This is a genomic window from Bradyrhizobium barranii subsp. barranii, assembly GCF_017565645.3.
GTDB lineage: Bacteria > Pseudomonadota > Alphaproteobacteria > Rhizobiales > Xanthobacteraceae > Bradyrhizobium > Bradyrhizobium barranii.
On record NZ_CP086136.1, the window covers coordinates 1,677,398 to 1,702,744 of the forward strand.

Annotated in this window: 26 protein-coding genes; 14 read left to right on the top strand and 12 right to left on the bottom strand. The window is 65.3% G+C overall.

What is annotated here, in order from left to right; translation table 11 throughout:
* Positions 1-27: 27 nt before the first annotated feature.
* Positions 28-1,692 carry an L-lactate permease gene (locus tag J4G43_RS08170; RefSeq protein WP_135214805.1) on the top strand — a complete coding sequence of 555 codons (1,665 nt, stop codon included), beginning with the start codon at positions 28-30 and terminating at the stop codon, positions 1,690-1,692.
* Between the two features lie 242 nt (positions 1,693-1,934).
* Positions 1,935-2,333, top strand: coding sequence for an META domain-containing protein (locus J4G43_RS08175; protein WP_063985629.1), 399 nt, complete (start codon positions 1,935-1,937; stop codon positions 2,331-2,333).
* A 135-nt stretch (positions 2,334-2,468) separates the two neighbouring features.
* Here J4G43_RS08175 and J4G43_RS08180 read toward each other — a convergent pair whose 3' ends face one another.
* From J4G43_RS08180 to J4G43_RS08190, 3 genes are all read right to left on the bottom strand, one after another.
* Complete coding sequence (locus J4G43_RS08180) at positions 2,469-3,680, bottom strand: hypothetical protein (protein WP_208084474.1); 1,212 nt, start codon at positions 3,678-3,680, stop codon at positions 2,469-2,471.
* A gap of 143 nt (positions 3,681-3,823) precedes the next feature.
* On the bottom strand, positions 3,824-5,455 hold the full coding sequence (gene groL, locus J4G43_RS08185) for a chaperonin GroEL (RefSeq protein ID WP_063985627.1): 1,632 nt from the start codon (positions 5,453-5,455) through the stop codon (positions 3,824-3,826).
* Between the two features lie 108 nt (positions 5,456-5,563).
* Positions 5,564-5,860 carry a co-chaperone GroES gene (locus tag J4G43_RS08190; protein ID WP_014491914.1) on the bottom strand — a complete coding sequence of 99 codons (297 nt, stop codon included), beginning with the start codon at positions 5,858-5,860 and terminating at the stop codon, positions 5,564-5,566.
* Positions 5,861-6,189: 329 nt separating this feature from the next.
* On the opposite strand from J4G43_RS08190, the gene J4G43_RS08195 reads away from it, so the two are divergent.
* Positions 6,190-6,711, top strand: coding sequence for a hypothetical protein (locus J4G43_RS08195; RefSeq protein ID WP_063985626.1), 522 nt, complete (start codon positions 6,190-6,192; stop codon positions 6,709-6,711).
* Positions 6,712-6,900: 189 nt separating this feature from the next.
* Here J4G43_RS08195 and J4G43_RS08200 read toward each other — a convergent pair whose 3' ends face one another.
* Positions 6,901-7,680 (bottom strand): protein phosphatase CheZ, encoded by a 780-nt coding sequence (locus J4G43_RS08200; protein WP_208084475.1) that lies wholly within the window; start codon positions 7,678-7,680, stop codon positions 6,901-6,903.
* 314 nt (positions 7,681-7,994) lie between these two features.
* Here J4G43_RS08200 and J4G43_RS08205 point away from each other — a divergent pair, with 314 nt between their 5' ends.
* Entirely contained in the window at positions 7,995-8,810 is an 816-nt protein-coding gene (locus J4G43_RS08205; RefSeq protein WP_208084476.1) for a L,D-transpeptidase, read from the top strand.
* 73 nt (positions 8,811-8,883) lie between these two features.
* Here the strand turns inward: J4G43_RS08205 and J4G43_RS08210 are convergent, their stop codons facing one another.
* From J4G43_RS08210 to J4G43_RS08235, 6 genes are all read right to left on the bottom strand, one after another.
* Positions 8,884-9,765: a DUF2076 domain-containing protein gene (locus J4G43_RS08210; RefSeq protein ID WP_208084477.1), complete on the bottom strand. Its 882-nt coding sequence runs from the start codon at positions 9,763-9,765 to the stop codon at positions 8,884-8,886.
* A gap of 121 nt (positions 9,766-9,886) precedes the next feature.
* Entirely contained in the window at positions 9,887-10,732 is an 846-nt protein-coding gene (locus tag J4G43_RS08215; RefSeq protein WP_208084478.1) for a ChbG/HpnK family deacetylase, read from the bottom strand.
* On the bottom strand, positions 10,729-11,775 hold the full coding sequence (locus J4G43_RS08220) for a glycosyltransferase family 2 protein (RefSeq protein WP_208084479.1): 1,047 nt from the start codon (positions 11,773-11,775) through the stop codon (positions 10,729-10,731). The genes J4G43_RS08215 and J4G43_RS08220 overlap by 4 nt, the downstream gene beginning before the upstream one ends.
* Before the next feature lie 85 nt (positions 11,776-11,860).
* Positions 11,861-12,838 carry an ATP phosphoribosyltransferase gene (gene hisG, locus J4G43_RS08225; RefSeq protein WP_028153072.1) on the bottom strand — a complete coding sequence of 326 codons (978 nt, stop codon included), beginning with the start codon at positions 12,836-12,838 and terminating at the stop codon, positions 11,861-11,863.
* Between the two features lie 3 nt (positions 12,839-12,841).
* A complete protein-coding gene (locus tag J4G43_RS08230; RefSeq protein WP_028153073.1) occupies positions 12,842-13,993 on the bottom strand; it encodes an ATP phosphoribosyltransferase regulatory subunit in 1,152 nt (383 codons plus the stop codon).
* A gap of 195 nt (positions 13,994-14,188) precedes the next feature.
* Entirely contained in the window at positions 14,189-14,407 is a 219-nt protein-coding gene (locus tag J4G43_RS08235) for a hypothetical protein (RefSeq protein WP_225004736.1), read from the bottom strand.
* A 254-nt stretch (positions 14,408-14,661) separates the two neighbouring features.
* Between J4G43_RS08235 and J4G43_RS08240 the strand changes: the two genes are divergently transcribed.
* Together J4G43_RS08240 and J4G43_RS08245 are read left to right on the top strand one after the other, a co-directional pair.
* The gene (locus J4G43_RS08240; RefSeq protein ID WP_225004738.1) at positions 14,662-15,114 is read left to right on the top strand and encodes a hypothetical protein; all 453 of its coding nucleotides are present in this window, start codon (positions 14,662-14,664) and stop codon (positions 15,112-15,114) included.
* 172 nt (positions 15,115-15,286) lie between these two features.
* Positions 15,287-16,135: a helix-turn-helix domain-containing protein gene (locus J4G43_RS08245; protein ID WP_225004740.1), complete on the top strand. Its 849-nt coding sequence runs from the start codon at positions 15,287-15,289 to the stop codon at positions 16,133-16,135.
* A 56-nt stretch (positions 16,136-16,191) separates the two neighbouring features.
* On the opposite strand, the gene J4G43_RS08250 is transcribed toward J4G43_RS08245, so the two are convergent.
* Complete coding sequence (locus tag J4G43_RS08250) at positions 16,192-16,941, bottom strand: 16S rRNA (uracil(1498)-N(3))-methyltransferase (protein WP_208084483.1); 750 nt, start codon at positions 16,939-16,941, stop codon at positions 16,192-16,194.
* A 212-nt stretch (positions 16,942-17,153) separates the two neighbouring features.
* On the opposite strand from J4G43_RS08250, the gene J4G43_RS08255 reads away from it, so the two are divergent.
* Both J4G43_RS08255 and ubiA read left to right on the top strand, forming a co-directional pair.
* Positions 17,154-17,813 carry a hypothetical protein gene (locus J4G43_RS08255; protein ID WP_208084484.1) on the top strand — a complete coding sequence of 220 codons (660 nt, stop codon included), beginning with the start codon at positions 17,154-17,156 and terminating at the stop codon, positions 17,811-17,813.
* Complete coding sequence (ubiA, locus tag J4G43_RS08260) at positions 17,810-18,742, top strand: 4-hydroxybenzoate octaprenyltransferase (protein WP_208084485.1); 933 nt, start codon at positions 17,810-17,812, stop codon at positions 18,740-18,742. The genes J4G43_RS08255 and ubiA overlap by 4 nt, the downstream gene beginning before the upstream one ends.
* Positions 18,743-18,855: 113 nt before the next feature.
* Here the strand turns inward: ubiA and J4G43_RS08265 are convergent, their stop codons facing one another.
* Positions 18,856-19,374: a DUF6101 family protein gene (locus J4G43_RS08265; protein ID WP_071909513.1), complete on the bottom strand. Its 519-nt coding sequence runs from the start codon at positions 19,372-19,374 to the stop codon at positions 18,856-18,858.
* A gap of 276 nt (positions 19,375-19,650) precedes the next feature.
* Between J4G43_RS08265 and J4G43_RS08270 the strand changes: the two genes are divergently transcribed.
* From J4G43_RS08270 to lpxK, 6 genes are read left to right on the top strand one after another with little or no spacing between them, the layout of a single operon-like run.
* The gene (locus J4G43_RS08270) at positions 19,651-21,054 is read left to right on the top strand and encodes a TldD/PmbA family protein (RefSeq protein WP_208084486.1); all 1,404 of its coding nucleotides are present in this window, start codon (positions 19,651-19,653) and stop codon (positions 21,052-21,054) included.
* Positions 21,041-21,859: a 3'(2'),5'-bisphosphate nucleotidase CysQ gene (locus tag J4G43_RS08275; protein WP_208084487.1), complete on the top strand. Its 819-nt coding sequence runs from the start codon at positions 21,041-21,043 to the stop codon at positions 21,857-21,859. Before J4G43_RS08270 ends, J4G43_RS08275 begins: the two co-directional genes overlap by 14 nt.
* 60 nt (positions 21,860-21,919) lie before the next feature.
* Positions 21,920-22,162 carry a DUF4170 domain-containing protein gene (locus J4G43_RS08280; RefSeq protein WP_014491932.1) on the top strand — a complete coding sequence of 81 codons (243 nt, stop codon included), beginning with the start codon at positions 21,920-21,922 and terminating at the stop codon, positions 22,160-22,162.
* On the top strand, positions 22,159-22,872 hold the full coding sequence (locus J4G43_RS08285) for a lysophospholipid acyltransferase family protein (protein WP_071909516.1): 714 nt from the start codon (positions 22,159-22,161) through the stop codon (positions 22,870-22,872). The genes J4G43_RS08280 and J4G43_RS08285 overlap by 4 nt, the downstream gene beginning before the upstream one ends.
* The gene (locus J4G43_RS08290) at positions 22,835-24,169 is read left to right on the top strand and encodes a 3-deoxy-D-manno-octulosonic acid transferase (protein ID WP_208084488.1); all 1,335 of its coding nucleotides are present in this window, start codon (positions 22,835-22,837) and stop codon (positions 24,167-24,169) included. The genes J4G43_RS08285 and J4G43_RS08290 overlap by 38 nt, the downstream gene beginning before the upstream one ends.
* Positions 24,162-25,178, top strand: a complete 1,017-nt coding sequence (gene lpxK / locus J4G43_RS08295; RefSeq protein WP_208084489.1) for a tetraacyldisaccharide 4'-kinase — start codon at positions 24,162-24,164, stop codon at positions 25,176-25,178. The genes J4G43_RS08290 and lpxK overlap by 8 nt, the downstream gene beginning before the upstream one ends.
* The last annotated feature ends 169 nt before the right edge of the window (positions 25,179-25,347 follow it).

The following is a 25,347-nucleotide window of genomic DNA, read 5'->3' on the forward strand; positions in this document are numbered from 1 at the left end:
CCGCAACAGGCGTGGGGGAGGAAGACCATGTGGAATCAAGTCTATGACCCGCTGCACAGCCCGGTGCTGTCGACGATCGCGGCGGCAATACCCGTCGTCACGCTGCTGATCCTGATCGCGAGCGGTCGCGTCCAGGCCCATATTGCTGCAATCATCGCCGTGATCGTGGCCAACCTGATCACGATCTTCGTGTTCACCATGCCGGCGAACATGTCGATCCGCGCCTCGATCCTCGGCATCGTGACCGGCTTCTTCCCGATCGGCTGGATCGTTCTCAACGTCATCTTCCTCTACCAGGTGACGGTCACCACCGGGCGCTTCGAGCTGCTCAAGCGCGCGGTCGGCGGCGTCACCGAGGACCGGCGGCTGCAATTGCTGCTGATCGCGTTCTCCTTCGGCGCGTTCTTCGAGGGAGCCTCGGGCTTCGGCACGCCGGTCGCCATCACGGGCGCCGTGCTGATCGGGCTCGGCTTCTCGCCGCTCGCGGCCTCCGGCCTGTCGCTGATCGCCAATACCGCGCCGGTCGCTTTTGGCGCGCTGGGCACGCCGATCCAGGGTCTTGCCTCGGTCACCGGCCTTGATCCCTACATCCTCGGCGCGATGGTCGGACGGCAGTTGCCGATCTTCTCTCTGATCGTGCCGTTCTGGGTGGTGTGGGCGTTTGCGGGTTGGAAGGGCATGAAGGACGTCTGGCCGGCGATCCTCGTCACCGGCGTGTCGTTCGCGGTCCCGCAATTCGTGATCTCGAACTTCATCAATCCCTGGATCGTCGACATCGGGGCGTCGCTGATCTCGATGGGCGCGCTGATCCTGTTCCTGAAGGTCTGGCAGCCCAGGCAGCTCTGGTTGTCGCCGGCGCTGCGCGGGAACGATGAATCGGCCTCCACCATGGCCGCGGCCAAGCCGCTCGATAAGACGCCGCTGACGCAGAGCGAGCTGTTCAGCGCGCTGCTGCCGTGGATCATCGTCTGCATCGTGATGCTGGTCTGGGGCAATGGCGGCTTCAAGACCTGGGCGAACTCGATCTTCACCTGGAACTATCCCGTTCCCGAACTGCATCAGATGATCAACAAGATGCCGCCGGTCGCGCCAGGGCCGACAAAAGAGAGCGCGGTGTTCGGCTTCACCTACCTGTCCTTCACCGGCACGGGCATGCTGATCGCCGCGATCATCTCAGGCTTCCTGATGGGTGTCGGTCCCGGCAGGCTGCTGATCCAATACGGCCGCACCATCAGGCTCTGCGCGATCTCGCTGATCACGATCTCGGCGATGCTCGCAATCGGCACGCTGACGCGGCTCTCCGGCGTCGACGCAACGCTCGGCCTCGCCTTTGCCGCAACCGGCGTGCTCTATCCCTTCTTCGGCACGCTGCTCGGCTGGCTCGGCGTGGCGCTGACGGGGTCGGACACTGCCTCCAACGTGCTGTTCGGAAACCTCCAGAAGATCACCTCCGAGCAGCTCGGCCTGTCGCCGATCCTGATGGCCGCGGCCAACTCGTCCGGCGGCGTGATGGGCAAGATGATCGACGCGCAATCGATCGTGGTCGCCTCCACTGCCACCAACTGGTACGGCCATGAGGGCACGATCCTGCGCTTCGTGTTCTGGCACTCGATCGTGCTGGCCTCTCTGGTCGGCCTGTTCGTGACGTTGCAGGCCTATGTCTGGCCGTTCACGGCGATGGTGCTGAAGTAGCAGGCCACGCCTCGCTTCAACGCAAATCCCCGCAGGGCTTCGCCGCCTTGCGGGGATTTTTGCATCTAAAGTATGATCCGGAAAAGTGCGAACCGGTTTTCCGAAAAGATCATGCTCAAACAACAACCTGAAGCGCGATGACGATTCGTCCCAATCTCATCGCGCTTTAGCCTCCGCGAACCTTCTCAACGGCGCCGCCGTCTTATAGAACGTGCCGCAAATCAGGTCGGTCGAGAGGTCTCATGGTTTCGCTCAAGCAGATGGCGTGTTTGGCGGTTGCAATGCTCGCGATGTCCACGCTCGCGCGTGCCGAGGACGGTTTTCCGTTCGGTACCGAGATGACGCTGGAGGCCCTGCCGCAGCCGGGCTCGAAGCGGATTCCGAACATCGAGATCGGCGACAATGGCGAAGTCGTGCTGGAGCTCTGGTGCAAGGGTGGCAAGGGCCAGTTCTCGGTCGCCGGCAACACGGTGATCTTCGTCCCCGGCCAGATCCAGGACCGTTCCTGTCCGCCGGCCAGGGCGCAGGCCGACGACGAACTCGTCGCGTCGCTGAGCAGCGTCGAGACCTGGAAGCGTCAGGGCGACGTACTGACACTGATCGGTCCCAAGCCGCTGCGCTTCAGGACGACGGGGAATTGAGGCGCGATCGCTGTCGTGCCCCGGCTTGACCGGGGCACCCAGTACGCCGCGGCCTCTCAATTCAACCACAACTGTCTCGGAGTACTGGATCGCCCGGTCAAGCCGGGCGATGACGGCGAGAGTGGGTGTCTGCGCCTACTTCCACACTGACTTGTCGGCGTCCCAGCGCTGGCCCTTCAGCTCTTTCACGAGCGCTTCGATCGAGCCGTTATCGTCGGGCTGATCGCCTTCCTCGTCGGCCGAAGCGTCATCCGAGAGATTGAGCTTGGCGCCGCTGCTCTCATCGGCGGTCGTGGTCGAGGGGCTGCCGATCCAGAGCATCAGTTTGTCGGTCGTGCCGGGCTTGTCGGGCGAGATCAGGCCTGCAACCTCGATCGTGTCGGTGAGCTCGAGTGCCGGAAAATCCTGGTTCGGCCGCTTGAAGACGAGCTTGAGCTTGCCGGTGGCCGGGTTGAAGCTGTGCGAGACCTGCTTTGCCGCAAGCGTCCGGCTCATCACGCCGGCGACGGCTGAGGCGAGCTTGTCCCGGCTGATCTTGTCGCCGTCGCGCCAGTCGGCCGCGGGAAAGCGGATGGTGCGGTCCATCTCGGTCATGCCCGCGGTCCAGCCCGCCGCGGTGACGCCGGGCATCGCCTTGAACTTCGCCAGCAGCGCGCCGGCGCGTTCCGGATCGACCGACATGTTGATGGTCTGCTCGCCGGCGCGCAGCGCGTCGCAGCCGACGGTCAGGCTCGCCAGCGTCACCTCGACGTCCTGGCCCTTCAGGCTCTTCAGGAACTCGGTCGCCGCATCCAGCTTGACCTTGACCGCGATCGCTTCCGGCGAGACGTCGGTGAAATCCTTCGGCTGCGGCGTGATGCCGTCGTCGGAGGTCTGGTTGTCCTGAAATTCCTTCTCGCTGAGATCGGAGTTGTCGGGCGAGGTGACCTCGGTCACGGTCTGGCCGATCGCGATCTGGCCGCGGAACTCGAACGTGTCGCCGGCCTGCTTGCGCAGCAGCTTGACGGTGACGGGCGCCTTCTCGCCGAGGCTCTGCGTGGTGCCCGTCAGGTTCTGGCCCGCGACCTGGAGATTGACGACGAAGCGGTCCTTGCGGTCGGAATTCTTTGCGACGGGATAGCAGACGTCGAGCACGGCCGCCGTCACCGTCTTGCCCTGCCGCGTCTCCTTCAGGATCACGTCGGCATTGCCGTCCATCAGGCCGTCGATCGAGGTGAAATAGCGGGTCTCTGTCCCGCCCGGCGCCGCGGCCTTCGGCGACAGCTTCATCTGGGCCGATGCGACATCGGGCGAGACGGCAAGCAGGGCCGCCAAAAGGGCTGTCGAACAAACCAGAAGCGCACGCATCGATGAATCCTCGCGCAATCGAATCGGCGCGCCACCGTAGTGGGTTTTGGCCGCCGGTTGAATTGGAAAGCAGAAGGGGCAGGGTCGGCAAAAAAGAAGGCCGCCCGGAGGCGGCCTTCGCAACATTGTAACGGAACGGAGGCTTAGAAGCCGCCCATGCCGCCGCCGCCCGGCATGGCGGGCGGAGCTTCCTTCTTCGGCGTTTCGGCGACCATGGCCTCGGTGGTGACCAGCAGGCCGGCCACGGACGAGGCGTCCTGCAGCGCGGTGCGGACCACCTTGGCGGGATCGATGATGCCCTTCTCGACCATGTCGACATAGTCCTCGTTCTGGGCGTCGAAGCCGAAGGTCTCGGACTTGTTCTCCAGGATCTTGCCGACCACGATCGAGCCTTCAACGCCCGCGTTCTCGGAGATCTGGCGGATTGGGGCTTCCAGCGCCTTCAGCACGATGTTGATGCCGGCCTGGACGTCGGCATTGGCGTTGGTGAGACGGCCCACCGCCTTCTTGGCGCGCAGCAGCGCGACGCCGCCGCCGGGGACGATGCCTTCCTGCACCGCGGCGCGGGTGGCGTTGAGCGCGTCCTCGACGCGGTCCTTCTTCTCCTTGACCTCGATCTCGGTCGCGCCGCCGACGCGGATCACCGCGACGCCGCCGGCGAGCTTGGCGAGGCGCTCCTGGAGCTTCTCACGGTCGTAGTCCGAGGTGGTCTCCTCGATCTGGGCCTTGATCTGGCCGACGCGGGCCTCGATCTCCGGCTTCTTGCCGGCGCCCTTGACGATCGTGGTGTTCTCCTTGTCGATCACGACCTTGCCGGCGCGACCGAGCATCTTCACCGTGACGTTCTCGAGCTTCATGCCGAGGTCCTCGGAGATGAGCTGGCCGCCGGTGAGGATCGCGAGGTCCTCGAGCATGGCCTTGCGGCGGTCGCCGAAGCCCGGCGCCTTGACGGCGGCGACCTTCAGGCCGCCACGCAGGCGGTTGACGACCAGGGTGGCCAGCGCCTCGCCCTCGACGTCCTCGGCGATGATGACGAGCGGCTTGCCCGACTGCACCACGGCTTCCAGCACCGGCAGCATGGCCTGAAGGCCGGACAGCTTCTTCTCGTGCAGGAGGATGTAGGCGTCCTCGAGCTCGGCGGTCATCTTCTCGGCGTTGGTGACGAAGTAGGGCGACAGATAGCCGCGGTCGAACTTCATGCCCTCGACGATGTCGACCTCGGTGTCGAGCGACTTGTTCTCCTCGACGGTGATGACGCCCTCGTTGCCGACCTTCTGCATCGCCTGGGCGATCATCTTGCCGATGGCGGCATCGCCGTTGGCCGAGATGGTGCCGACCTGGGCGACCTCGGAGGAGGCGGCGACCGGCTTGGCGCGCTTTTCAATGTCCTTGATCACCGCTGCAACCGCGATGTCGATGCCGCGCTTGAGGTCCATCGGGTTCATGCCGGCGGCAACCGCCTTGGCGCCTTCGCGCACGATGGCCTGGGCCAGCACGGTCGCGGTGGTGGTGCCGTCGCCGGCGAGGTCGTTGGTCTTGGAGGCGACCTCACGCAGCATCTGGGCGCCCATGTTCTCGAACTTGTCCTCGAGCTCGATCTCCTTGGCGACGGTGACGCCGTCCTTGGTGATGCGGGGCGCGCCGAAGCTCTTCTCGATGACGACGTTACGGCCCTTCGGACCGAGCGTCACCTTGACGGCGTTGGCGAGAATGTCGACGCCGCGCAGCATGCGATCGCGCGCGTCTCCGGAAAACTTGACGTCTTTGGCAGCCATTTCTTCAATCCCTCGTGTTTCGTGATGTGTTTGCCGCTTGCGGAATGACCGAATGCCCGGATCGCGCGATCCGGGCATGACATTCAGCGGCTGTTCAGGCTGACGGCCTTAGGCCATGACGCCCATGATGTCCGACTCCTTCATGATCAGGAGCTCTTCGTTGTCGATCTTGACCTCGGTGCCCGACCACTTGCCGAACAGCACGCGGTCGCCGACCTTGAGGTCGATCGGGATCAGCTTGCCGGCCTCGTCGCGGCCGCCGGGGCCGACGGCGACGACCTCGCCCTGGGACGGCTTTTCCTTGGCGGTGTCCGGAATGATGATGCCGCCCTTGGTCTTTTCCTCGGCGTCGATACGTTTGACCACGACACGGTCATGCAGCGGACGAAATTTGGATTTAGCCATGACGTTTCCCTTTGGAGGCTCGCTTCGGAAGGAATGGAAGTGGGTAGGGGTGGCGTCCGTCCACCCTCTTGCCGAGGATCGAACGGCGCGCTTAGCAATCGGGCTTTCCGAGTGCTAATAGTGCGCCCGGAAATATGGCTTGGCCGCGATCCTGTCAAGCAAGGGTGGTTAAGCGATTGGTGAGGCGGATATAGGATCGTGTCTAGAGAAACTTATTGGTCGCGCTGGCGTATAAAGGACGTCATTGCTCCGACAGCGGTTTTGCGCTTGGCTGCAGGAGGGATGCGGTCGGGGTCTCATTTGGGGGACGGTTTGCTCGGGGGAATGTCATGATCAGGTCAGCTCACGCACGCACGGTTGCCAATCTGGCGGCCGCCTCTTGCCTGGCGCTGCTGCTTGGCGCCTGCGGCGGCGGTATGAGCCTGCCGTCGTTCTCGTCGTCTTCGCCGCCGCCCGAGGCCGAGCCCGGCACCGGCCCGGAAATGCCGGCGAGCATCCGCGCCGACGAGATCGTCGGCCGCTGGGGTCTCGCCTCGTTCCAGAACCCGGCCGACCGCGCCCGCACCGAGGCCGCGGCCCGGGCGCAGTGCAAGAATCCCTACGTGATCACCGCCGGTTCCTCCGGCGGCGTGATCATGCATCTCGCCGACCAGGCGACGCCGCAGGAGCTGCGGCTGAAGGGCTCGCCCAGCGGCAAGAACTACATCGGCCCGGCGGGTCCCACCCCCGGCGAGCAGGACCGCGAGATCGTCTCCTTCGACGGCCGCGTCCTGATCACCCGCTTCATCGACAAGGACGCCGCCACCCGTTACGGCAACATGGTCTACGTCCGCTGCGCGCCAAGGGCGTAGTCTCTCCTTCGTCATGCCCCGGCTTGACCGGGGCATCCAGTACGCCGCGGCCTCTCGGCTCAATCACCGCCGCCTCTGGAATAATGGATCGCCAGGTCAAGGCCGGGCGATGACAGTGGAGGGGATGGCCCCACAAACAAAAACGCCGGCTCTCGCCGGCGTTTTGTTTTTCCGTAATGCCGCGCCCGATCAGTCGAACAGCGCGTCGATGTCGTCCTGCGAGGCGTGGCCGACGTCGCCGGCGAGCTTGGGGCCGTTGAGGAGCTTTTCGTCGTCGCTGCGGGTGTCGGCCGGCGCGGGCACATGAGCCTTGATCGCGTCGACGCCGCCCCAGATCTCCATCATCGCATTGATGTGCTGCTCGATGAACTTCATCGTGGTCATGACCTTGCTGATGCGCTGGCCGGTCAGGTCCTGGAAGTTGCAGGCTTCGAAGATCGAGATGACGCGTTCCTGGATGTCGTCGGCGAGCCGCTTCTGCTGGTCGGCCGATTGCGCCTTGGACATCGCGCTGGCCGCCTGGTCGATCGATTCGGCGGCTTCGAGGATCTGCTGGGTCGCCTGCTCGGTGCCGCCGACGACCGCGCCGAGCTCGCCATTGACCTTGGCCATCTCGCCGCCGTCGAAGCTCTTGCCGTGCAGCGTCGCGATCTCGCGCTTGGTGCGATCGATGGCGTCGTGGATGAGGTCGAGCTCGACCTTCAGCTTGTCGCACTGCTCGATCTGTGCCCGGTAGGTATCGAGCATGGTACGAGCTTCAGAGAGCTCGTGGGCGGTGGAGGCGTCGATCGCCGCCATGGCCGCGCTGCCGGACAAGGGCACGGTGCCCTTCGCCATCTGTGCGCGGATCGCACGCAGCTCCGCCATGATCTCGTTATGCATCGGCGCAGCCTCCTCAATCATTTCGGGGCTGGGCATCTCGCCGACAATAGCCTCCTCGACACGAAAACGTTTGCGGTGAATAGCCATCAGGAACTCCCCCCACCTCACTCACGCGTCTTTGTAGGCAGAAGCAATTTAACACGAGGTTCACAGCGGGAACTGTTGCGCGGCCGCACGCGACGGCGCGAAAAGAAGCGATTAACCATGGGCCTGCGGCGTTTATGGAAAATAAACGCTGATCGCCAAATTGCACCCTCGCTCGCGACGTGGTGAATCGAAACGGCTGATACGTTTACCAAACAAAACGGCTTTTGCTCTTTATTGACCACGTCGCGGTCGCCGGTCAGCCATCGGCTCTGCGCGACGCATGGGATCTAGACGAAACAGTACAGAGTACGTCGATGTTCAAGAAAATGTCTGTCGCGCTGCTCGGCAGCGCTTGCACCTTCATTGCCGGCGCGAACAGCGCCAGCGCCTTCGACAATAGTGTGCCGAACGATCCGCCCGCGGTGCTCTACCAGCCGCAGGTGCAGCCGGCGCCGGTGCGTGTCGCCTCCAATGCGAATATGGGCGGCGGCTTCATCGAGTTCCTGTTCGGTGACGGTCCCGGCCGCGGCCCGGCCTACGCGCCGCAGCAGCCGGTTTATCAGCAGCAGCCCGGCTATTACGACCAGCGCCGCCTGCCGCCGATGGGCGAGCCGCAGATGCAGGGTGGATATCAGCAAGGCGCAGGTCTCCAGCAGGAGGCGGTCGATCCGCGCCAGCGTCCGTTCGATCCGAGATTCGAGAAGCAATCCGTCGACTATAGCGGCAAGGAAACTGCCGGCACCATCGTGGTCGATACGCCGAACAAGTTCCTCTATCTCGTCGAGGGCAACGGCCGGGCGATGCGCTACGGCATCGGCATCGGCCGTCCCGGCTTCACCTGGTCCGGTGTGAAGTCGATCACGGCCAAGCGCGAATGGCCGGACTGGACGCCGCCGGCGGAAATGATCGCGCGCCGGCCCGACCTGCCGCGGCACATGGAAGGCGGCCCGGAAAACCCGCTCGGCGCGCGCGCGATGTATCTGGGCTCGACGCTCTACCGCATCCACGGCTCCAACGAGCCCTGGACCATCGGCACCAACGTCTCCTCAGGCTGCATCCGCATGCGCAACGAGGACGTCATCGACCTCTATGGCCGCGTCAATGTCGGTACCAAGGTCGTGGTGATGTGAACGCCTGACGTTCGACATGAAAACGGCCGCCTTCCGGGCGGCCGTTTTTGTTTGTCGCGCTGATCGGGCAGCCTCACGCGTAGTCGCTGCCGCCATCGTCTCCGCCGCCGAAATCGCTGTCGTCGTCGGCTATGTCCATATTGCCGTTGTCGTGGTCGTTGTCGTCGTAGTTCTGATCGTTGTTGTTGTCCCGGTCGTTCGACGCCTGGTCGGTGAGGCCCTGGCGGGAACCGTCGTCGCGGTCGCGGTTGGAGCCGATGTCGTTGAGACCGGCATCGCGCGAGAGCGAGCCGCCGGACTGGTCGCTACCGCCCCAGGGGCTTCCACCCGCGCTGCGGTCACCGCTCAAGGCGTTGGTGTCGCCGAAGGCCTGCTGGTGCGATCCGCCCATCATCCCGCGAATGCTGGAGAGCAGCAGCGAGCCGCCGACGACGCCGGCCGCAGCTGCCGCCGCGGTGCCGAGGAACGAGCCGCCGCCACCGCCCATCGGCGGAGCGCCATAGCCCTGACCCGGAGCTTGACCGGGACCTTGACCTTGACCTGGGCCTTGGCCGTAGGCCTGTCCATAAGGAGGCGGCGCGCCGTAACCGGGCTGCGTCTGCGGCATCGCCTGACCGGTGTTCCAGACTGGCCGCGAGTCACGCGGCGGCACGTTCGGAACCGAGCCGCGCGAGGGGCCTCCGCCGAACAGCGAGTCGCGCATGGTATCGAGGAAGCCGCCGGACTGCGCCTGCTCGGGCGCATGGGCCGCTTCCAGCTCCTGGATGCGGTTATGAGCACGCTTCAGCGCTTCGTCCTGCAATAGCGTGGTCTGCACCAGTGCGTAGACCGCGCCGGGCGCCTTGCGCAGCCCGTCGGAGATCGCGGCGATCGCGTCGGGATCCCGCGGTGCATTTTCCAGTTTCGAAAGCCGGTCGAAAAGCTCGTCGACGAGCTGGCGTTCCTGCGGCGTCATGATCAGTCTCCCTCGCTCAAACCAAGCGCGAGGCAGATGGTTCCATTGTGGCCCCAACAGTGCCGGCCGGATTAAATTTCGGTATGCGACAAGCTGCCCGGCGGCTTGCTTTCCGCCGGTTTCACCCCAGCGTGACGCCGCTGTCGGCCAGCAGGCGCGCAAACCCATCGCCTGAAAGATAAGCATGCTCGCGTTCGCGGACGTCGGTCATCGGATCGAGGCCGGTGAGGACATCGTCGACGAAGCCGGGGTGGCACATCACGAGGCCGCCATCGGGGAGGCCGTCCAGAAACTGCCGCATCAGCGCGCCGAAATCGGCTTCGCGCGTAAAATCATAGGCGCCGGCAAAGCCGGGATTGAAGCTGAGGCCGGCGCTGGCGGCGCGGCGGCGGAATTGTGCGCTCAGGATATCAAGCACCATGGCTTTTGGTGAGGCCAGCCGCTGCACAAGCGGCAGGTCGCGCCCGCCCTGGCGGACCCAGGCTTTCGGCGCGGCTTCGCTGGCCGCATCGACAAAGCCGTCACGCACCTGCGGATACAGCTGCACATGCTGGTGGCCGTCGACGAAGTCAGGCGCGCGCCCGAACGCTTCCGCGAACGCCGCCAGCTGCGCCTTGACCTCATTGCGAAAGAATTCGCGATCGAGCCGGCGCGCAAGGCCGGCGCGCAGCAGCTTCGGGAACGGCATGAACATGTCGCCGTCCAGCGGTCGGAAATGCATGGTGAGCGGCCGGAACGGCGCCGACAATGTCACGTGCAAGCCGATCGCGCAGCGCGGGCTCGCCTTCGCCGCCGTCTGGAGCGCCTCGATCTCGCCGCGCTCGATCGCCGGTCCCACCATCATCACCGAGGTGGCATTGAGACGGCCGCGTTCGATCAGGTCGCGGATGGCGCGATTGACGCCCGGGCTGATGCCGTAATCGTCGGCGCAGAGCCAGATCCGCCGCAGGCCCGCGGCCGCGCTCATTCGGCGGCCGTCCTCTTCGAGGCGTCGTCGGCCTTCCCGGTCTCGAAATGCTTTTCGCTGTGCTCGGCGACGAAGTAGATCGGGCGCGCCTTCAGCTCGGACAGGATCTTGCCGATATATTCGCCGACGATGCCGATCATGATGAGCTGCACGCCGCCGATGGTCATCAGGCCGATCACGAGCGAGGGATAGCCGGGCACCTGCTTGCCCGTGGTCCAGACTTCCCAGAGGATCGAGAGGCCGAACAGGAAGGCGCCGCCGGCGAGGATGACGCCGAGCAGGCTGGCGAAGCGCAGCGGTGCCACCGAGAACGAGGTCACCCCTTCGATCGAAAGACCGAGCAGGCGCGCGGCGCTGAAGGTCGTCACACCATGGGTGCGCGGCGCGGGCTCGTAATCGACGCGGATCTGGCGGAAGCCGATCCAGCTCGCGAGGCCTTTGAAGAAGCGGTTACGCTCCGGCAGTTGCCTGAGCGCTGCGACGGCGCGCGGCGACAGCAGGCGGAAGTCGCCGGCGTCTTCAGGGATCTTTTGGCGCGCGCCCCAATTGATCAGCGAATAGAACCCGCGCACGGCGACGCGGCGCAGGAAGGGCTCGTTGTCGCGATGCGCCTTGGCGGTGTAGACGACGTCATAGCCGTCCTCGATCCAGTGCCGCACCAGCTGCTCGACGAGCATCGGCGGATGCTGGCCGTCGCCGTCCATGAACATCACGGCGCCGAGCCGGGCGTGGTCGAGGCCGGCCATCAGCGCGGCTTCCTTGCCGAAATTGCGCGACAGCGACACCACCTGAACGTCGACCGCGTCGGCCGGCAGCGACCGGGCGATCGAGAGCGTGGCGTCCGCGCTGCCGTCGTCGACATAGACGACTTCGCAACGCAAGCGATAGCGCTGCTGCAAGGTCTTGGCGAGATCGCAGATGCGCTGGTGCAGGGCGGCGAGGCCAGCCGCCTCGTTGTAGACGGGGACGACAATCGACAGCCCCTTCGCGGCGGCACTGGCCGCGGTGGTCGTCATGCCGGAAACGTCAGAGCCCAGCGTCATTGATCAAGGTTCCAGAGGCGTCCATGGTTCTCAACAGCATATGGTAGCTGCCGTTTGCTGTCGCTACGCTGAACGGACCTGAGGCTCACTGCCGCAGGAATGCCTCGAGCTTGGCGAACAGCGGGTTCTCCCGGTCGAACACATAGTCGAGCGAAACCACCGAGACGGTCTCGGCGCCATGCTCGCGCAGGAAGCTCGCCAGCGCATAGAGCTGACCCGGCGGACAGTGCAGCGTCAGCATGCCCGACGAGGTCGGCCCGCCGAACGGGGCCTCGACGCCGAAGCGCTCGTGGGCTTCGCCGAGCAGGGCGGCGTCGCATTGCTGGAAGCGGGTGCGGACCTCGCGGTATTTGTTGGCCCGCGCCCTTGCTGCGATGTGATCGAGGATGACGCGCGCGGTCTCCCGCGCCTGCGGCGACCAGTCGGCATCCCTAGAGGCGACCAGATTGGCCTGGCTGCGCAGGATCACGCCGTCGTCGAGCACCCGCAAGCCATTGGCGGCGAGCGTCGCACCGGTCGTGGTGATGTCGACGATCAGCTCGGCGCTGCCGGCCGCCGGCGCGCCTTCGGTCGCGCCCGCGCTTTCGACGATGCGGTAATCGGTGATGCCGTGGCTCTGGAAGAAGGTGCGGGTGAGGTTGATGAACTTGGTCGCGACCCGCATCCGCATGTGATGCTGCTCGCGGAAGCCGGTGGTGACGTCGTCGAGGTCGGCCATGGTGCGGACGTCGATCCACGCCTGCGGCACCGCGACGACGACGTCGGCATAGCCGAAGCCGAGCCCGTCGATCAGGGACACGCGCTTGTCGGCATCCGCGATGTTCTCGCGCACCAGGTCTTCGCCGGTGACGCCGAGATGCGCAAAGCCGCGCGACAGTTGCGATGCGATCTCGCTCGCCGAGAGATAGGCGACCTCGACATTGTCGAGGCCTGCGAGCGTGCCGCGATAGTCGCGCGCACCGCCGGCCTTCGACAGCTTGAGCCCGGCGCGGGCGAAGAACGCCTCGGTGTTTTCCTGCAGGCGGCCCTTGGAGGGAACGGCCAGGACGAATGGCGCGCTCATGACTTAAGCTCCCACCTTGCGGCCGATCCGGGTCAGCGCGTCGACCCAGACCGAGAAGCCGACCGCGGGGATCGGCTCGGCCGATCCGAGCTGGGTCATCAGCCCGTCATAGCGGCCGCCGGCCACCAGCGGCTCGGCGCCGTTGCCCCTGTGATGCAGCTCGAATTCGAAGCCGGTGTAATAGTCGAGGCCGCGTCCGAACGCGGTCGAAAAGCGCGTCTGCTTCACGTCGATGCCGCGCGCGGCCATGAAGCCGACCCGGCTTTCGAACTGGTCGACGGCAGCGCTGAGGTCGAGCTTCGCGTCCGTGGTGAGCGCGCGGAGTTCGGCGACGGCATCGTCGGGATTGCCCGCGATCGACAGGAAGCGCTTGAGCACGGCGATCGCCTCGCGCGGCAGCGCGCCGCCCTTCAGCGTCGACTGCTCCAGGAAACGGTCGGCGATCTCGGCCGTGGTGCGGCCCCCGACATTGGTGGTGCCGGCGATCGACATCAGATCGGTGACGAAGGCGAGCGCCGCCTTGCGGTCGGAGCCGGCGAGCGCGGCGAGCACTCCCTCATATTCGCTGCGGGTCGCGGTGGTCGCGGCCGCCAGCTTCTCCAGATCTTTTTCCAGGCTGATCTTGCGGTTGAAATCCTTGACCAGGCGGCGGCGCCAGACCGGGTAGAGGTCGAGCGCATCGAGCAGGGCGTTGAACAGCGCCACGTCGCCGGTGCGAATCTCGACATCGCGGACACCGAAGGCTGCGGTCGCTTCCAGCGCCAGCGCCAGCATCTCGGCGTCGGCCGCGGCGCGGTCCTGGCGGCCGAACGATTCGATGCCGGCCTGAAGAAATTCGCTGGCCTGGCCGCTGCGGTAGCGGAACACCGGGCCCAGATAGCTGAACCCGGCCGGCTGGCCGGCGCGGTTCGAGGTGAGGTAGTCGCGGGCGACGGGAATGGTCAGGTCCGGGCGCAGGCAGAGCTCCTCGCCGGACAGGTCCGTCGTCAGGTACAGGCTCTTGCGGATGTCCTCGCCGGAGAGGTCCAGGAACGGCTCGGCCGGTTGCAGGATCGCGGGCTCGGCCCTGACATAGCCGGCCTGCGCGAACGACAAGAGCAGCGTATCCGCCCAGGCGGCGGAGCCGGCAGCATTTGAGGTGGCAGTCGCGGTCATAACAGGGGTCCATCGTCCCGGTGGAACCGGGCAGGGCGAAAGAAGGGAGGCGAATTGGCGCAGGCCTTAGCATGGCGCGAAAGCGGTTTCGACCTCCAAAGGATCAATCGCTTAACGGCTTTGGAGGCGGGACGCAGCGATCCGTCAGAAGGTATTCTAGGTATTTTAATACCTAGGGCGGGAGGGGCTTGGTTTTCACTCAGTCTGGCCAGGGAGATCTCTGGGCGCATCGCCAAGCGATGCATCGGTCGAGGCGAAGGCAAGCCCTGCGGTTTCGGACGCGGCGTGATCTGCGAGCTCCTCGGCAAGCTCGAGAATTCTCTGCCTCCTGCTCGGGTCCATTATGCCGAGAAATGCCTTGATGAGCCCGAGCTCCTCGCGTCGCCGCCTGTCCGATGCAACATCGTCGTCCATGGCCATGTCGTCCTGCGCGACAGCCTCATTGCCCGTCGCCGATTTTTGTCCGCGCATGCGACTCAATGCAGCAACCGCAAGCTCAACGTCACATTGAGAAATTGAGGAGGACAGGCAAGTCGTCGCATACTCAAATTGGGTATGGCGGATGATCCGTTTGCTGCTGCCTTCGTTTACAATGTGAATATTGGTTTCGATTCATGCGCAATGCATCAGATGTTATCCGGACGGTCTCGCGACACACGCTGGCCTATATGCTGTTTTCGATCAGCGAGCTGTTCCGGCACTACGACGAATTCGATCCGCTGGACCTATTGATCGTTCATGCGATTCTCAACGCGAACGTGATCAATGTGATGAACGATCCGTCGCTGGACGAGAGATTCTCCAGCATCCACGCGGTCGAGCCGGATGCGATCAAGCAAGGGGTGTCCCGCGCGGCGCTCTCTCGCTTCCTCAGCCTGCCGCTCGAGACGGTTCGCCGTCGCGTGACGGGACTTAAAAGACGAGAGATTCTCGCCGAAACCAAGGCCGGGCTCATCGTGACCGAGCAGAACGCATTCAGGTTTGGAAACAATCACGAACTGCAGAAGACTAATATGCTGCTGCTCACGAAACTGCTTCGCGATCTCAAGCGCGCCGGCATCAACGGGCCGGATGATCTGCGTGCCCCCAAGGGCGCTGCATCGACAAGGAAGGCGAAGTAAGCGGCAGGATATGGATCAAAGCCTTCTCGATACTGCTCGCGATGGAACGCAAAGAACAGCATTAGACGGCTTGCTGTCGTTCCAGGGTCTCAAGCCATCGGCGGCTCTCGAGCTCCGATCGTACGACATCGATCATTTCGGAGAGAGTGAGAGATATGTCGGCGCATCCAGCATGCCGCTGTCGGCCGGGGCGACTGCAATCAAGCGCGCCCGGCTCAGCCTGCCGATCCTGACGCTGTCTCTGGTGAAGACCTTCCCGCGGATCATTCGCGGCTATGATCTGGCGCACGCCATCGCGGTGGCGGTGCCGATGGACCACGTGACCTCCACCCGCATCAACGGGCAATCAATTGGCAGCTCCATACTCGTTCTCAAGGGGAGATCCGATTGCCTGGTCTATGAGCCGGCGGGGCGTTTGTGGGCTGTCGCCTATTTCAGCCCGCCCGAGCGCGAGCCCTGGTCTCAGCTGGATGACGGCTATCATTTGCTGAGTCCGGCATCGGAAGTACTTGCCTCCCTGCATGGCTCGATTTCCACGACGCTTGAAACCGCGGCACATGATCCAGACTTCCTGAACGAGCCGACGTCGCGAACGGCGGTCGAACAATCCCTGTTCGCCGCAATGGATGCTGCCATTCGGTCCAACGTGAAGCGCGGGCCCATGCACTCCACGACGGACAGCTATCAGCGGATCGTCGCAGAGACGGAACGATTGATCCGCCACGATCTCGCGATCTGGCACAAGACGACCGAACTGGCAGAGCGGGTGGGCGTGTCCGTTCGGACCCTCCAGAGTGCGACGCAGGCCATCTGCGGCATGAGCCCTCATCGCTACAGCCGGGTCTTGCGCCTCTGGTCGGTGCGAAAGCAGCTGCGCACCGGCCCGGCTCGTCGCAGTGTGAAGGCCTGCGCAATCGGCCATGGCTTCTGGCATCTGAGCGAGTTCGCAGCGAGCTACAGGGCGGCTTTCGGAGAGCTGCCGTCCGAGACCCTGCATCGGTCGAAGCGAGAGGTCATCTGAAGCGCGAACCAGTAGAGCCGCCGCGCGCGAATCGACGTTAGGTTCGCTTGGCTAGGTTAGGTGCCATTCCAATCGCCCAGCACCGCCTGCACCAGCGCCAGCGCCGCCACGGCGGCCGTGTCGGCCCGTATGATCCGGGGTCCCAGCGCCAGCCGCAGGATTTTCGGCTGCCGCAGCAGCAGGGCGCGCTCTTCCTCGGCAAAGCCGCCTTCGGGGCCGATCAGCACCTCGATACCTTGTCCGGCCTCGCGCGCGTCTTGCAGGCTCTGAACGGGATTTTGGACGTCCGCCGCCTCGTCGCAGAAGATGAGCAGCCGGTCGGCAGGGCGCTGACTGAGATACCGGTCCAGCGGCACCGGCTCGGCCACCGTGGCGATGCTGAGGATGCCGCATTGCTCGGCGGCCTCGACCACATTGGCACGCATCCGCTCGGTGTTGACCCGGGAGGCCTGGGTGAAGCGGGTCAGGACCGGCTGAAGCGCGGCGGCGCCCATCTCGATGGCCTTCTGGACCATGTAGTCCAGCCGGGCATGCTTGAGCGGGGCAAAGACGTAGGTGAGGTCGGCGAGCCGGTCCTGGGGCCGGGCCTGCTGGAGGATGACGAGGCCGTCCGGCCGCTTGCGGCCTTCGATCGCGGCCTGCCACTCGCCGTCGCGGCCGTTGAACGCCAAAACCTCGGCCCCGGCGGTAAGCCGCAGCACATTGCCGAGATAATTGCTCTGGTCGCGGTCGAGCGGAACCCTGGCGTCCTGGGCAAGGGGGACATCGACAAACAGGCGGGGGGCGCGAAAATCGTGGGAGGGCATCGTTCAAAGGTCCAATTTACCGCCGTTATTAACCGAAAGCCGCCATTTCGGGGGTAAATATTGCCGAATCGGTGCGTCGGCGCGCCGCGCTCTTGCCCTATTCGACGGGTTGTTAAGGGCCGGCGGGAATCGTAAAATCGCGAGCACGCTGGTTGCGCTTCAATTTGGGAAGACGCCGAACCCCGTAAGCTCCTGCCGGAGAGACTGCCTTGATGATCCGTCGTTTGATGGTTCCGATCACTGCCGCCATGGTCACCCTGGGCGCCGCGGGTGCCCACGCGCAGGGCTTCCCTGCGCCGCTGCCTGGCCAAGCCCCAACCAGTTCCGCGTTTCCGCCCGTGAACGGCTCGGCGCCGAGCGCTTCGGTCGGTGCAGCGCCCCAAGGATCGTTTCCCGTGAACGGCGCCGCGCCCGTCGGTGGCGCAGGTGCCTTCAGCGCCACCCCGCCGACGCAAGGCGGTCCCGGCGAGGACTGCATGAAAACCTTCATGCCGCTGCGCGAGGAAGCCGAGAAGCGCGGCAAGCTGATCAAGGCCGCGAGCGATCGTCACGCGTCGCCGGACGAAGCCTGCAAGCTGATCCGCAATTTCAGCCAGGCTGAGACCAAGATGATCAAGTACATCGAGGTCAACGCCTCGAAGTGCGGGATTCCGGCGCAGGTCAGCGCGCAGATGAAGGACGGCCACAAGAACACCGAGGCCATGGCGACGAAGGTCTGCAACGTCGCGCAGCAGATGCAGAACCAGCCGCGCGGTCCGGCCGGTCCGTCGCTGAGCGAGGTGCTGGGCTCGGGCTCGGCGCCTGAAGCCAATGCCGGCAAGAAGGGCGGCAGCACCTTCGATACGCTCAACGGCAACGTCCTCACCCGATGAGTAATACATCCGCCCGCGTTGCCGATTCCACCGGCAACTGGGTCGATACGCTCGCGCCGCAATGGGCGCGGCCTTATTTGCGCCTGTCGCGCTTCGATCGTCCGATCGGCTCCTGGCTCCTGTTGATGCCGTGCTGGTGGTCGGCGGCGCTCGCTGCCGGCATGGCGCACGACGTCCGCGGCCTGCCGCTCACCATCGTGCTGTTCTTCATCGGCGCCTTCGTCATGCGCGGAGCAGGCTGCACCTGGAACGACATCACCGACCGCGATCTCGACGACAAGGTCGAGCGCACCCGCTCGCGGCCGCTGCCGTCGGGGCAGGTGACGACCAGGCAGGCGCTGGCCTTCATGGTCGCGCAGGCACTGACCGGTCTCGTGGTGCTGCTGCAATTCAACCGCTTCGCGGTCCTGACCGGCATTGCCTCGCTTTTGATCGTCGCGATCTATCCCTTCATGAAGCGCATCACCTGGTGGCCGCAGATCGTGCTCGGCCTCGCCTTCTCCTGGGGCGCGCTGATGGGATTTGCCGTCACCTTTGGTCGCATCGAATTGACCGCGCTGGTGCTCTATGCGGGATCGATTTCGTGGGTGATCGGCTATGACACGATCTATGCGCACCAGGACGCCGAGGACGACGCGCTGATCGGCATCAAGTCCACCGCGCGGCTGTTCGGCGCGCACACGCACCAGGCGCTGATCCTGTTCTACGGGCTTGCGGTGATGCTGATCGGCGTCGCGCTGGCCTCAGGCGATGCGCGCTGGCCGGCCTGGCTCGGGCTTGCGGCGTTCGCCGTGCATCTGGCCTCGCAGATCGTGCGGCTGGATATCAGCGACCCCTTGCTCTGCAAGCGCCTGTTCTTCTCGAACAAGTATGCGGGCTTCCTGCTGTTTGCGGGATTGCTGGTCGACGCGGTGATGCGGGCGGCGTAGCCCGTAGGGTGGGCAAAGGCGCTCTTGCGCCGTGCCCGCCATCTTCCCGGGATTGAGATCAAAAAGGTGGGCACGCTTTCGCTTTGCCCACCCTACGGCGCTGTGCGTGCCGTTCAATTCCTTGCGATGATCTCGCGTTCGCCCTGATGAACCGACAGCTCGCGCGTCATGGCGGTGCGCCGGCGCATCAAAAATTTCGGACGGCGGGCGCGGATCGCGTTGGCGCGACGACGGCGCGGCGTCGGCTTGCGGGCACCTTCGTCGAGCTGCGGAAGCGCAAACAGCTCGCTCCAGATCGCCCAGGCCTCGGCGAGCTCGTCGCCATCGGTGCTGACCAGCAGCGGAACGGACAGCGAGGGATCGCGATGCACAAGGACGAGGGTCTGCGCCTCGTCATTGCCGCGCAACGCAACGCCGATGAAGTCGCTGACGCGGACGTTGATCGCCATCTGCATGCCGCGGACGGCACGGCGCAGCACGACACGCTCGCGATGAAGCTCGATCTGCCTGGTGTATCCGTCGGCGCGCGGATCGTGCGCATCGAAGCGGACCGGAAGGGAAAGAGGGTCGAGCCGCAAGCTGCGGCCCGACCCGGCGGGAGCGATCCCGCTTGTTGCTGTTTGACGCCTCACGGCTTTAGTTCTCCCCGCCGGGATTATGTTCCCGGTCGATGCGAGGACCTTAGCGCGCGCCGTTCCGAAACCACTTAAAAAGGCTGGTTAATCCAGCGTCACCGCCGCTCATGATTGACAAGACCTTGGCACGCATGATTGACGAGACGTTGCGCCGGACTTGCGAATCTGAGCTTTTTGCGGGCTGAAAACGCTTGAAGTCCGTACCAATTGGGCACATCTGGTGTTCAGGGCCGGTATCGCCCCGAAACCTCCCGCCGCAACAGGATTTCGTTTGTGAACCCTTCACCAAGCTCGACGCTTTCGCCCCAGGATTCGTCCAAAGCCAATCGCGACCTGTTCGATCAGACCGCGCTCTCCGATCTCGCGCAGCGGCTGGTCGAGGCGGCCAAGCGCGCCGGTGCGGATGCGGCCGATGCGGTCGCCGTGCGCGGCGTCTCGCAGGGCGTCGAGGTGCGTGACGGGCGCGTCGAGGAATCGGAACGCTCCGAGGGTGACGATGTCGGGCTGCGCGTGCTGGTCGGCCAGCGCCAGGCGGTGGTCTCGACCAACGACGTCAGCGGCGATGCCGTGACCAAGCTTGCCGAGCGCGCGGTGGCGATGGCGCGCGTCGCGCCCGACGACAAATATGTCGGCCTGGCCGATCCCGCGCTGCTCGCGCGCGACTTCCCCGATCTCGATCTGCTCGATCCCGACGTGCCCGCGACCTCCGAGCTCGAGCGCCGCGCGCTCGAAGCCGAGGCTGCCGCGCTCGCCGTGAAGGGGGTGACCAAGTCCGGCGGCGCTTCCGCCTCCGCCGGCATGGGCGGCATGGTGCTCGTCACCAGCACCGGCTTCCATGGTTCTTATTTGCGTTCCAGCCAGGGCATTTCGGCGACCGCGATATCGGGCGAAGGCACCGGCATGGAGCGTGATTACGACTTCACCTCTGCGCCGCACGGCGCCGATCTCCTGTCGCCGGAAGTCGTCGGCCGTTCCGCCGGCGAGCGCACCGTGGCGCGTTCCAATCCGCGCAAGGTCGAGACCTGCAAGGTGCCGGTCGTGTTCGATCCGCGCGTTGCGGGCTCGCTGGTCGGCCATGTCGTCGGTGCCATCAACGGCGCCTCGATCGCACGCAAGACCAGCTTCCTGAAGGACAAGCTCGGCCAGCAGCTGTTCGCCAGGAACATCCGCATCATCGACGATCCCCTGCGCAAGCGCGGCCTGCGCTCGCAGACCTTCGATGCCGAAGGCGTCGCGGTGAAGAAGATCGCGCTGGTCGACGAGGGCGTGCTGACGACCTGGCTGCTCGACTGCGCGACTGCGCGCGAGCTCGGCCTCACCACCACGGGCCACGCCCATCGCGGCGTCTCGTCCTCGCCGTCGCCTGGGCCGTACAATCTGCACCTCGAACCGGGCACGCCGACCCCGGCCGAGCTGATCGCCGACATCAAGCAGGGCTTCTACGTCACCGACCTGATCGGCTCCGGCGTCAACGGCGTCACCGGCGATTACAGCCGCGGCGCCTCCGGCTTCTGGATCGAGAATGGCGAGCTGACTTATCCCGTCAGCGAAGTCACGATCGCGGGCCATCTGTTCGAGATCTTCAAATCGATGCAGCCGGCGAACAATCTCGAGTTCCGCTACGGCATCAATGCGCCGACGGTGCGCATCGAGGGTTTGACGCTTGGCGGACGCTGACGCGCATGCAACGGACGAAACCATCCTGACGCGCGACGCGGCGCTGCTGCGGGACGCGGTGCGGGAGGCAGGCAGCCTCGCGCAGTCGATGTTCCGCACCGAATTGAGGAAGTGGACCAAGGGCGCGTCCTCGCCGGTGTCGGAAGCCGACATTGCCGTCAACGATTTGCTCGAAGCGCGCCTGCGCTCGGCGACGCCCGATTATGGCTGGCTGTCCGAGGAGAGCGCCGACGACGAGGTGCGGCTGTCGCGGCGGCGGACCTGGGTGGTCGATCCCATCGACGGCACCCGCAATTATCTCGGCGGCCATGACGAATGGTGCGTCAGCGTCGCGCTGGTCGAGGACGCCTCGCCGGTGCTGGCTGCGGTGTTCGCGCCCGCGACCGACGAGTTCTTCTTTGCGGCCCGCGGGCAGGGCACGACGCTCAACGGCAAAGCCGTGCGGGCGGCGTCCGGATCCGCACTCGACTTCTCCCGCGTCGCCGGCCCGAAGCCGATGGTCGAGCGGCTCAATACGGCTGGCGGCGACATCAAGCTGCATCCGCGAATCGGTTCGCTCGCGCTGCGCCTGTGCCGGGTCGCCGATGGCGTGCTGGATGCCGCTTTTGCCGGGGGCAACAGCCATGATTGGGACCTTGCGGCGGCCGATTTGATCGTGCAGGAAGCGGATGGTAGGATGAGCGACCTCTCCGGAGATCCCATCCTCTATAACCGCCGGGAAGTCACGCACGGGGTGCTGGTGGCAGCGGGTCGCGATCGTCATGCGGGCATCGTCGCGCATTTTCGAAATCGGCCCTTGCCCTGAGTGCGTCCGCCGTGCTTCTCGAACACTGCTTTGCCGGGCAGCCCGTTAGGAACAGAACCCATGCCAGATAGTGCCCCGCAACAATTGCTGCATCTCGTCATCGGCGGCGAATTGCTCGATCTCGAGCACAACACCTTCAAGAACCTCGATGACGTAGAGATCGTCGGCCTCTATCCGAACTATGCGTCCGCGCACGTCGCCTGGCGCGCCAAGGCGCAGAGCACGGTCGACAACGCGCAGATGCGCTATTTCATCGTCCATCTCCATCGGCTGCTCGACCCGAATCAAGAACCGGCACGTTGAAAAAACTGCTTCGCAATACGCTGCGAAGCAGCTGGCTTCAGCGTGCCGTCGGGGTTCTGGCGGCCGAATATCTGCGTCTGGTCTGGCGGACCAACAAATTCACGTTCGATCCGCCTGACGTCTATGACATCGTCGAGCCGCAGATCCCCGCGATCTTCGCCTTCTGGCACGGCCAGCATTTCCTCACGCCCTTCATCAAGACCAAGGACTCCTACCGGGCCAAGGTCCTTATCTCGCGGCATCGCGACGGCGAGTTCAACGCGATCGCCGTCGAGCGGCTCGGCATCGGCCTGATCCGTGGTTCGGGTGACCACGGCGGCGCCTTCCACCGCAAGGGCGGGGTGGGGGCGTTCAGGGAAATGGTGCACACGCTCCAGGACGGTTGTAATGTCGCGCTGACCGCCGATGTCCCCAAGCGCTCGCGCGTGGCCGGGCTCGGCATCATCATGCTGGCACGGGAATCGGGGCGGCCGATCATGCCTTTCGCGATGGCGACCAGCCGCTTCATCCGGCTCAAGAACTGGGACCGCACCACCATCAACCTGCCGTTCGGGCGGGGCGCATTGGTCGGCATCAAGGAAATCCACGTGCCGCCGGATGCCGACGCCGCCACCATGGAAGCGCTGCGGCTGGAGCTGGAAGAGACCTTGAACGAGGCAACCCGCCGCGCCTATGCGCAACTCGGCCGTCCGGGGCCCCAAGATGGCTAACTCGCTGCCGATAACGCTGCGGATGTACCGGCGCCTGGCCTCGGGCCTGGTGCCGCTTGCGCCGGCGCTGATCAAGCGGCGGCTGAAGCAGGGCAAGGAGGATCCCGCCCGCGTCGGCGAGCGGCGAGGCCTGTCCCGGGACGTGCGTCCGCACGGCCCCCTGGTCTGGATTCACGGCGCCAGCGTCGGCGAGGTGCTTGCCGCAGCCGCGCTGATCGAGCGCCTGCGCGACCTCAATCTGCGCATCCTGCTCACCTCGGGCACCGTCACCTCCGCCGCCGTCGTCGCAAAGCGCTTTCCGCCCGACGTCATCCATCAATACGTGCCGTATGATTCCCCGCGCTATGTCGCGCGCTTCCTCGATCACTGGAAGCCGTCGCTGGCGCTGTTCATCGAATCCGATTTGTGGCCGAACCTGATCCTGGCGGGCGCCGCGCGCCGCCTGCCGATGGTGCTGATCAACGGGCGGATGTCACCGCGCTCCTTCCCGCGCTGGCGGCGGATGTACGGCACCATCTCGGCGCTGCTGTCGCGGTTCGACATCTGCCTGGCGCAATCGAAGACCGATGCTGAACGTTTCTCCGCGCTCGGCGGCCGCGACGTGGTCACCACGGGCAATCTCAAGCTCGACGTGGCCGCGCCGCCGGCCGATCCCGCCAAGCTCGAGCGGCTGATGGCGATGACGCGCGGCCGCCCGATCATCGTCGCGGCCTCGACCCATACGGGCGAGGACGAGATGCTGGTCGCGGCGCATCGCAGCCTCGTCGGTTTCTTCCCGCAGCTTCTGACCGTGATCGTGCCGCGGCATCCGGATCGCGGCACCTCGATCGCGGGCCTGATCACGGCGTCGGGCCTGAAGCCCGCGTTGCGCTCGCGCGAGGAATTGCCGACGGCCGCGACCGACGTCTATGTCGCCGACACCATGGGCGAGCTCGGCCTGTTCTACCGCCTCTCGCCGGTCGTGTTCATGGGCGGATCGCTGATCCGTCATGGCGGCCAGAATCCGATCGAGGCAATCAAGCTCGGCGCTGCGATCGTCCATGGTCCGCACGTCTTCAACTTCGCCGATGTCTACGAGGCGCTTGATAGCAGCGGTGGCGCGCGCCAGGCCGACACACAGGAGGCGCTGGTCAAGCAGCTCGGCCAGCTGCTGGCCGATCCCACGGTGCGCGACGGGATGCAGCGCGCAGGCTCAGGCGTGGTCGAGGATCTCGGCGGCGCGCTCAATCGCACCATGACGGCGCTCGAGCCCTATCTCCTGCAGCTCACCATCGAGATGGGGGCCGCCAATGCGTGAGCCGGCCTTCTGGTACCGGCCGCGTTCCTTCAAGTCTCATGCGTTACGGCCGTTGGGCTTGCTCTATGGCGCGATCACCGAACGGCGCATGTTGCGCCAGGGCTTTGACGCCGGCATCCCCGTGATCTGCGTCGGCAACTACCATGTCGGCGGCGCCGGCAAGACGCCGACCGTGCTCGCACTGACGAAGCTGTTGCGCGAGCTCGGCGAGACGCCGGTGGTGCTCAGCCGCGGTTATGGCGGGCGCCTCAAGGGTCCGGTCATGGTCGACCGCGAGCGCCACACCGCTTCCGACGTCGGCGACGAGCCGCTGATGATGGTGCGCGACGTTCCTGTCGTGGTCGCGCACGACCGTCTCGAAGGCGTTGCGCTCGCGAAGTCGCGGGGCGCGACCGTGGTCCTGATGGACGACGGTTTCCAGAACCCGCGCCTGCTGAAGGACGCCTCCCTGATCGTGATCGACAGCGAGCGCGGCCTCGGCAACGGCAAGGTGTTTCCGGCCGGTCCCTTGCGCGCGCCGCTGAAGGCGCAGCTCGCGCGCACCGATGCGCTGGTGCTGATCGGCAATGGCCATGCCGCCAACGATGTCGCGGCGGAGCTTGCGAAGCGCAACAAGCCGGAGCTGCGCGCGCGCCTGAAGCCGGATGCGGCCTCGGTCGCGCAACTCCTCGGCAAACGAGTCTTTGCGTTCGCCGGCATCGGCGATCCCCAGCGTTTCTTCCGCAGCTTGCGCGCCTGCGGCATCGAGGTCGCGCGCACGCGCCCCTTCGCCGATCACCACATGTTTTCGCAGAACGAGATCGCGGCGCTCGCAGCGGAGGCGCAGCGCGAGCAACTCACGCTGGTGACGACGGAAAAGGATCTAGCGCGCCTGCGCGGCCGCGAAGGCGTGCCTGACGGCATCGTGCCGTTCGCGGTGCAGCTCGAATTCGATGATCCGGCAGCGCTCCGGCAATTGATCAGCGATCATCTCTACAAGGCGCGCGAGCGGCGGTTCGGCAGGCGATGATTTCTTGATGATTTCCTGGTGTGGGCAAAGCGCTCCGCCGTAGCCCAACACCGCGCGCCATGCGATATGCGACAATTGACCGGGGCGACATGTCGCGGCGGATGAATTGTCTTCCGCACGTTCGGGAGTTGATGTAGCCTCGCATGAGAGCCGTCACCGGGACGTGCCG

What these genes read in the sequence shown, in the direction of transcription:
- J4G43_RS08170 (WP_135214805.1), top strand. Translation starts at nt 28, where the DNA reads ATGTGGAATCAAGTCTATGACCCGCTGCACAGCCCGGTGCTGTCGACG.
- J4G43_RS08175 (WP_063985629.1), top strand. Translation starts at nt 1,935, where the DNA reads ATGGTTTCGCTCAAGCAGATGGCGTGTTTGGCGGTTGCAATGCTCGCG.
- J4G43_RS08180 (WP_208084474.1), bottom strand. Translation starts at nt 3,680, where the DNA reads ATGCGTGCGCTTCTGGTTTGTTCGACAGCCCTTTTGGCGGCCCTGCTT.
- groL (WP_063985627.1), bottom strand. Translation starts at nt 5,455, where the DNA reads ATGGCTGCCAAAGACGTCAAGTTTTCCGGAGACGCGCGCGATCGCATG.
- J4G43_RS08190 (WP_014491914.1), bottom strand. Translation starts at nt 5,860, where the DNA reads ATGGCTAAATCCAAATTTCGTCCGCTGCATGACCGTGTCGTGGTCAAA.
- J4G43_RS08195 (WP_063985626.1), top strand. Translation starts at nt 6,190, where the DNA reads ATGATCAGGTCAGCTCACGCACGCACGGTTGCCAATCTGGCGGCCGCC.
- J4G43_RS08200 (WP_208084475.1), bottom strand. Translation starts at nt 7,680, where the DNA reads ATGGCTATTCACCGCAAACGTTTTCGTGTCGAGGAGGCTATTGTCGGC.
- J4G43_RS08205 (WP_208084476.1), top strand. Translation starts at nt 7,995, where the DNA reads ATGTTCAAGAAAATGTCTGTCGCGCTGCTCGGCAGCGCTTGCACCTTC.
- J4G43_RS08210 (WP_208084477.1), bottom strand. Translation starts at nt 9,765, where the DNA reads ATGACGCCGCAGGAACGCCAGCTCGTCGACGAGCTTTTCGACCGGCTT.
- J4G43_RS08215 (WP_208084478.1), bottom strand. Translation starts at nt 10,732, where the DNA reads ATGAGCGCGGCCGCGGGCCTGCGGCGGATCTGGCTCTGCGCCGACGAT.
- J4G43_RS08220 (WP_208084479.1), bottom strand. Translation starts at nt 11,775, where the DNA reads ATGACGCTGGGCTCTGACGTTTCCGGCATGACGACCACCGCGGCCAGT.
- hisG (WP_028153072.1), bottom strand. Translation starts at nt 12,838, where the DNA reads ATGAGCGCGCCATTCGTCCTGGCCGTTCCCTCCAAGGGCCGCCTGCAG.
- J4G43_RS08230 (WP_028153073.1), bottom strand. Translation starts at nt 13,993, where the DNA reads ATGACCGCGACTGCCACCTCAAATGCTGCCGGCTCCGCCGCCTGGGCG.
- J4G43_RS08235 (WP_225004736.1), bottom strand. Translation starts at nt 14,407, where the DNA reads ATGGACGACGATGTTGCATCGGACAGGCGGCGACGCGAGGAGCTCGGG.
- J4G43_RS08240 (WP_225004738.1), top strand. Translation starts at nt 14,662, where the DNA reads ATGCTGTTTTCGATCAGCGAGCTGTTCCGGCACTACGACGAATTCGAT.
- J4G43_RS08245 (WP_225004740.1), top strand. Translation starts at nt 15,287, where the DNA reads ATGCCGCTGTCGGCCGGGGCGACTGCAATCAAGCGCGCCCGGCTCAGC.
- J4G43_RS08250 (WP_208084483.1), bottom strand. Translation starts at nt 16,941, where the DNA reads ATGCCCTCCCACGATTTTCGCGCCCCCCGCCTGTTTGTCGATGTCCCC.
- J4G43_RS08255 (WP_208084484.1), top strand. Translation starts at nt 17,154, where the DNA reads ATGATCCGTCGTTTGATGGTTCCGATCACTGCCGCCATGGTCACCCTG.
- ubiA (WP_208084485.1), top strand. Translation starts at nt 17,810, where the DNA reads ATGAGTAATACATCCGCCCGCGTTGCCGATTCCACCGGCAACTGGGTC.
- J4G43_RS08280 (WP_014491932.1), top strand. Translation starts at nt 21,920, where the DNA reads ATGCCAGATAGTGCCCCGCAACAATTGCTGCATCTCGTCATCGGCGGC.
- J4G43_RS08290 (WP_208084488.1), top strand. Translation starts at nt 22,835, where the DNA reads ATGCGCAACTCGGCCGTCCGGGGCCCCAAGATGGCTAACTCGCTGCCG.
- lpxK (WP_208084489.1), top strand. Translation starts at nt 24,162, where the DNA reads ATGCGTGAGCCGGCCTTCTGGTACCGGCCGCGTTCCTTCAAGTCTCAT.